Raw genomic sequence first — 6570 nt, forward strand, 5'->3', positions numbered from 1 at the left:
CCTGACGCCCCGAACGCACCGGCCGGAGCGCCGTGGGGCTGGGGCGGATCTAGGCTGGGAGTGGCTGCTGGAACCAGCCCTGGCGGGCACGGCTGTCCGGACGGAGGCGTGGCGCGTGGAGATGGCCGGCAAGCAGGACACGCCCAGTGCCGTTGCCATGGTGGACCCGGACGGCACAGTGAGCGGTTGGAGCGAGGGGGGCCGACTACTGCTGGGCTGGACGGCGGAGGACACCGTCGGCCGGCCCATGATCGACCTGCTGGTCGACCCCCCGCCACCGGGCTTCCCCGAGGGCTACGGCGCCGGCTCCGACCCCACGGGGTTCATCCCCCTGCGGCACCGGGACGGTTCCACGGTGGACGCCGTGGTGACGGCTCACCCGCTGTTCGGCCCAGACGGGCGGCCACTGGGTCATGCGGTGACCATCCAGCGCTGGGGAAGCCGCCCGGTGATCGCCGACCGGGCCTTCGAGCAGTCCCCCTTCGCTCTGGGTGTCTACGACCCTGAGCTGCGGTTCCTGTGGATCAACGCCTCTTCGGGCCGGGTGATCGCGCACTCCGAGGAGCAAGTGCTCGGTAAGAAGTACCGCGAGGTGCTTCCCGAATTCGACCGCTCGCTGTTTCCCGAGAGGGACGACAAGCCCTACACGGACGCGCTCGCCGAAGTGGCGAGGACGGGCGAGCCCGCGCGTCTCATCACCGTCTTCCGCCCTCGCGGCAGTGACTACGCCAATGCCTGGGCCACCAGCATCTGGCCCGTCCGGGATGCCGAGGGCAGGGTCCGCGCGGTCGCCAACTGGGGATTCGACATGAGCGCCGAGTACTGGGCCCGGCAGCGCCTGCTCATGCTCAACGAGGCCAGCGGCGGCATCGGCCGGGCACTCGACGTGATCGGCACCGCCCAGGAACTGGCCACGACCCCGGTGCCGGCATTCACCGACCTCGTCACCGTGGATCTCTTCGACGAGGTGCTGCGCGGAGAGGAGCCGCCCTCCGTGTCCGAGTTCACCCCCGGCGAGGCCATCGTGCTCAGCCGTGCCGCCCAGCACAGCGCGAAGGAGGACACCGACCGGGCTCCCGGGCCCACGACGCCGGTCAGACACGCTCCTGGTTCCGTCGCCGCCCGCTGCATGGCCACCGGCAGGTCCACGGTCCAGCTCGCGGCCGAACCCGGCCAGGGCGGCGAATGGGCCTTCGGGCCCGGCCTCGCCTCCGACCCGGCCCACTGGCCACCGGGCAACCCGTTGATCGACGGGTCCATCGCCGCGGACGGGCTGACCGGACGGATCACCGTGCCGCTCCGGGCGCGCGGCGCGCTGCTCGGGGTCGTCGCCTTCTCCCGCCTCGACCGGCCCGAGGCCTTCACCGCCGACGACCTGATCCTCGCCGAAGAGCTGACCGCCAAGGCAGCCGTCGCCATCGACAACGCCCGCCGGTACTCGCGCGAGCGCACGACCGCGCTGACCCTGCAACGCAGCCTCCTGCCGCAGGTGATGCCCAATCAGGAGGCGGTCGAGGTGGCATCCCGCTACCTGCCCGGCGGAGCCGGCGCGGAAGTGGGCGGTGACTGGTTCGACGTCATTCCGCTGTCCGGCGCCCGGGTCGCCCTGGTCGTCGGCGATGTCGTCGGCCATGGCCTGCACGCCTCGGCCAGCATGGGCAGGCTGCGCACGGCGGTCCGCACCCTCGCCGACGTCGACCTGCCACCGGACGAGCTGCTGACCCACCTGGACGACCTGGTCCTCCACCTCGCCAGCGACCTGCAGCCCGACAGCCACTTCCAGCCGACCGGCGAGTCCGGCGCCACCTGCCTGTACACCGTCTACGACCCTGTCTCCCGGCGCCTTACGCTGGCGAGCGCCGGCCATCCCCTGCCGCTGATCATCTCTCCGGACGGCACCAGGACCCCGGTACCCGCCCACCCGGGACCGCCGCTCGGCATCGGTGGGCTGCCCTTCGAGGCCACCGAGCTCGAACTGCCCGAGGGCAGCCTGGTCGCCCTCTACACCGACGGACTGGTGCACAGCCGCGAGTGCGACGTCGACCAGCGGATCGCCGAACTGCAGCGAGCCCTGAACCACTCGGCCACCTCACTGGAGGCCCTGTGCGACACGGTGATGGACGCCATGCTCCCCGATCGCCGCACCGACGACGCCGCCCTGCTGCTCGCTCGCACGCACGCGCTGGCTCGCCACCACGTCGCCGACTGGGACGTCGAGCCCGACCATGCGCAGGTGCCGCGCGCCAGGAAGTTCGCCGTCGACCAGGTGGACGCCTGGGGCCTGGAGGAGGCGGCTTTCGTCACCGAACTGGTCGTCAGCGAGCTGGTCACCAACGCCATCCGCTACGGCGAGCCGCCGATCAGGCTGAGGCTGATTCGCGACACCTCACTGATCTGCGAGGTCTCCGACGCCAGCAACACCGCCCCGCACCTGCGCCGGGCCCGCGCCTTCGACGAGGGCGGCCGGGGCCTGTTGCTCGTCGCCCAGCTCACCCAGGGGTGGGGCACCCGGCACACCACCAACGGCAAGACGATCTGGTGCGCGCAGACCCTCCCCGAGCCTGAGCCGCACTGAGATCCAAGCCCGTGGACCGCCTCTCGCATCTCCGCCACGGAACCCTGAATGTCCTCCGGTGTCCGGTCCGGGTGGGCCAGGGCGTGACGCAGTGCATCGAGGCCGGTGGGCACCTGCACCCATCTGGGCGAGGAGGTGTCCGCAGGAGGGGGGTTTCTTCGGCCTCGTCAGGCAATCAGATCAGCACCTGCATCGCATGATGGTGCCGATGAGCCAGCAAGCCGTTGCCGCGGGTCGTCGAGGGGCGGGCAGCCGCCCACGGGTTCAGCGGCACGTCGCCCCGCCTGACTGCCGTGCGCCCTCGGTCTGCGGAGTGGGATCAGCAGCAAGACGGACGTAGCTCCAGGAAGATCCGCGCATTGGTCGCGAAAGCGATGTTTGTAGCGGCCGATGAAGGTCACCTGGCCTCAACGGGACCGACAGGCTCCGGGCGCGGGCAGCGTGCCTGGTACGCCGCTGCTCCGTACGACGAAAGGCTTTCTCATGACGGAGACCTCACCTGTCACCACGACCGATTCCGGCGCCCCGGTCGAGAGCGACGAGCATTCGCTCACCGTGGGACCTGCGGGTCCGATCCTGCTGCAGGACGCCTATCTGATCGAGCAGATGGCGCAGTTCAACCGGGAGCGGATCCCCGAGCGCCAGCCACACGCCAAAGGAAGCGGCGCTTTCGGCCACTTCGAGGTGACCCACGATGTGAGCGCCTACACGAAGGCGGCCGTCTTCCAGCCGGGGACACGCACCGACCTGGTCACCCGCTTCTCGACCGTCGCGGGCGAGCGCGGCAGCCCGGACACCTGGCGCGACCCGCGCGGCTTCGCGGTGAAGTTCTACACCAGCGAAGGCAACTACGACATGGTCGGCAACAACACGCCGGTGTTCTTCGTGAAGGACCCGATGAAGTTCCAGCACTTCATCCGCTCCCAGAAACGCCGTGCCGACAACAACCTGCGCGACCACGACATGCAGTGGGACTTCTGGACGCTCTCCCCCGAGTCCGCCCACCAGGTCACCTGGCTGATGGGCGACCGCGGCATCCCGCGGACCTGGCGCCACATGAACGGCTACACCTCCCACACCTACATGTGGATCAACGCCGCCGGCGAGCGTTTCTGGGTGAAGTACCACTTCAAGACCGACCAGGGCATCGAGTGTTTCACCCAGCACGAGGCCGACCAGATGGCGGCCGCCGACACGGATTACCACACGCGTGATCTGTTCGAGCACATCCGCGACGGCGACTTCCCCAGCTGGACCCTGTACGTGCAGGTGATGCCGTACGAGGAGGCCGCAGGCTACCGGTTCAACCCCTTCGACCTCACCAAGGTGTGGCCGCACGGCGACTACCCGCTGATCCCGGTCGGCCGTATGACACTCGACCGCAACCCGACCGACAATCACGCGGAGATCGAGCAGGCGGCCTTCCAGCCCAACAATCTCGTGCCCGGCATCGGCCCCAGCCCGGACCGCATGCTGCTGGCCCGGCTGTTCTCCTACGCGGACGCGCACCGCCACCGGATCGGCGGCAACTACCAGCAGCTTCCGGTGAACGCCCCCGTCGTCGACGTCCACACCTACTCCAAGGACGGGGCGATGGCGTACCGCAACACCACCGACCCGGTGTACGCCCCCAACTCCAAGGGCGGTCCCGCGGCCAACAGCGCACGCTACTCCCCGCCCAGTTGGGAAGCCGACGGCGCCATCACCCGTTCGGCCTACGTCAGCCACCCCAAGGACGACGACTGGGGCCAGCCCGGCACGATGGTGCGCGAGGTCCTGGACGACGCCGCGCGCGACCGTCTGGTCGACAACGTCGTGGGCCATCTCCTCAACGGCGTCTCGGAACCCGTGCTCAAGCGGGCCTTCGAGTACTGGTCGAACATCGACAGGACCATCGGCGAGCGCATCGCCCAGGGCGTACGCGCCAAGGCGGGCGAGAAAGATCCGAAGGCCGCCGAGCAGGGCAATCCCGCACGGCGCGGCATGCAGGACAAAGCCTGACGTATCGGGTCCCCAAGGTGGGCTTCCGCCTCTCGGCACCGCCGACGCAGAAGCCCACCGACGCGTGCGCAGCCGATCAGCAATCAACTCCATCTGACGGCGATGACCGCGAAATCACCACGCACATGAAGGTGCACGCTCACCGCCGCCATGAATTGCTTACGGCTCGCGCTTAAATGTCTGAGCAGGAAGTCATATTTGGGTCATTGCGGATGAGGGTGTAACACGGCAGCGCTTACAAGACGCAGGGTTAGGCAGAAGCGGGGCGACGAACCGGGTTGCATTTCAGCGTCCGGTGCAGGCGCGCCGACAGAACAAGACGCCAGATCGGATTCCTTGTGAGCAACATCGACCCGGCTCCCGGATACCAGCCGTACAACCAGCCGCACAACCAGCCTTCGGGCCCGGAGCGCCCTGTACGCCAGCAGGCCACCGCACGACGCACCGCCCTGACGGTCTGCACGATCGCCGACATCGCGGCAGGTCTGCTCGGCCTGTGGATCCTGCTGTTCCTGCTCGATGCGAACCAGGCGAATGTATTCGTCGAGTTCGTGCGAGGAACGGCGGACTTGCTGGCCTGGTGGTCCCAGGACATTTTCACGATGGACACAGAGGGCCTGCGCGTTGTCCTTAACTACGGCCTCCCGGCCGTCATGTATTTGCTGATCGGTCATGGAATCGCCGCACGGCTCAACCGAGCCTGAAGGCCGGCCGCGCCGGATGCGGCCGCGGCACGACTGCCGCCAGAAAACCCGAGCTTCCAGCCCCCGGCCAGCCAGTGGCCCGGGGGTTCGCTTGTGGTTCCACCACCCTGGTCGCGGCTCTGGACTCGGTCCACCTCTCGGTCACTGTCACAGGAACCGGCGGAGGGGCTGGACGGCGACCTCGCGGGCGCGCTGGAGCACGGAACGCCGCTTCCAGCGACCCCTCTGGATCGCCTCGCCGGCCGCCTTGTCGGCCTCGAAGTGCGCGTCCAGGGTCGCGGTGAACTCCGCATCCAGGACGGCGAGCATGACCTCCTCGTCGTGATCGAGGGAGCGCCGGTTGAAGTTGGTCGACCCGACGAGGGCCGCCGTACGGTCCACGGTGATGACTTTGGCGTGCAGCATGGTCGGCTGGTACTGGTAGATGCTCACCCCGCAGGCGAGCAGATCGTCGTAGTGGTGCTGTCCGGCCAACTGGCAGACGCGCTTGTCGGTGTGCGCCCCGGGCAGCAGGATCTCCACCTCCACGCCCCGCCGTGCCGCGGCGCACAGGAGTTCGGTGAAGTAGGCGTCTGGGGAGAAGTAGGCGGTGGCCAGCCGGAAGCGCTCCTCGGCGGACTCGATCATGACCCGGATCAGGGTCTGCATGTCCTGCCAACCGAAGCTGGCGGAGCCGCGTACCACCTGCACCACCGCGTCGCCCTGCGGGCGGTGGCCGGTGAACCGGTCGCGGTCGTCGAAGAGTTCGTCGTGGCATTCGGCCCAGTTCTGTGCGAACGCCGCCGCGATGCCGTCCACGGCCGGTCCCCGCACCTGAACGTGGGTGTCCCGCCACTCGTGCGGGTTGCGGGCGTCGCCGCACCACTCCTCGGCGATGCCCACGCCCCCCGTGAAGGCCACCTGCTCGTCCACGACCAGCACCTTGCGGTGGCAGCGGTGGTTCTGCTTGAGCGGCGACAGGTGTGCAGGCTTGCGGAACCACGCCACCTGCACGCCCACCCGGTCCATCTCCGCCAGCAGTTCGGTGTCGATGAGGCGGCTGCCGAAGCCGTCCAGCAGCAGCCGCACCCGTACCCCGGCCCGGGCTCGCTCCGCCAGCGCGTGCGCGAAGTCACGGGCGATGTCGCCCTTCCAGTACACGAACGTCATCATGTCCACCGTGTGCTCGGCGGAGCGGATGGCGTCGAGCATCGCCGGGAAGATCTCGTCCCCGTTGCGAAGGGCTACCAGCGCGTTGCCCTCGGTCGCCGCGATGCCTATCAGACGCTCCAGGCGGCGCCGTATCCGCAC

Annotated in this window: 4 protein-coding genes; 3 read left to right on the forward strand and 1 reads right to left on the reverse strand. The window is 68.9% G+C overall.

Going from position 1 to position 6570, the window contains the following annotated elements:
- Nucleotides 1-121: 121 nt before the first annotated feature.
- The 3 genes from ACFTZL_RS38700 (at nucleotide 122) to ACFTZL_RS38710 (ending at nucleotide 5280) form a co-directional block, all read left to right on the forward strand.
- Nucleotides 122-2575, forward strand: coding sequence for a SpoIIE family protein phosphatase (locus ACFTZL_RS38700; RefSeq protein ID WP_382593298.1), 2454 nt, complete (start codon nucleotides 122-124; stop codon nucleotides 2573-2575).
- A 483-nt stretch (nucleotides 2576-3058) separates the two neighbouring features.
- On the forward strand, nucleotides 3059-4576 hold the full coding sequence (locus ACFTZL_RS38705) for a catalase (protein ID WP_382593289.1): 1518 nt from the start codon (nucleotides 3059-3061) through the stop codon (nucleotides 4574-4576).
- 338 nt (nucleotides 4577-4914) lie between these two features.
- Entirely contained in the window at nucleotides 4915-5280 is a 366-nt protein-coding gene (locus tag ACFTZL_RS38710; RefSeq protein WP_382593292.1) for a hypothetical protein, read from the forward strand.
- A 147-nt stretch (nucleotides 5281-5427) separates the two neighbouring features.
- On the opposite strand, the gene ACFTZL_RS38715 is transcribed toward ACFTZL_RS38710, so the two are convergent.
- Nucleotides 5428-6570: phosphatidylserine/phosphatidylglycerophosphate/cardiolipin synthase family protein (locus ACFTZL_RS38715; RefSeq protein WP_382593295.1), on the reverse strand; the 1143-nt coding region annotated here is incomplete at its 5' end.

This window comes from Streptomyces sp. NPDC056948, from assembly GCF_042674225.1.
Taxonomy (GTDB): Bacteria; Actinomycetota; Actinomycetes; order Streptomycetales; family Streptomycetaceae; genus Streptomyces; species Streptomyces purpurascens.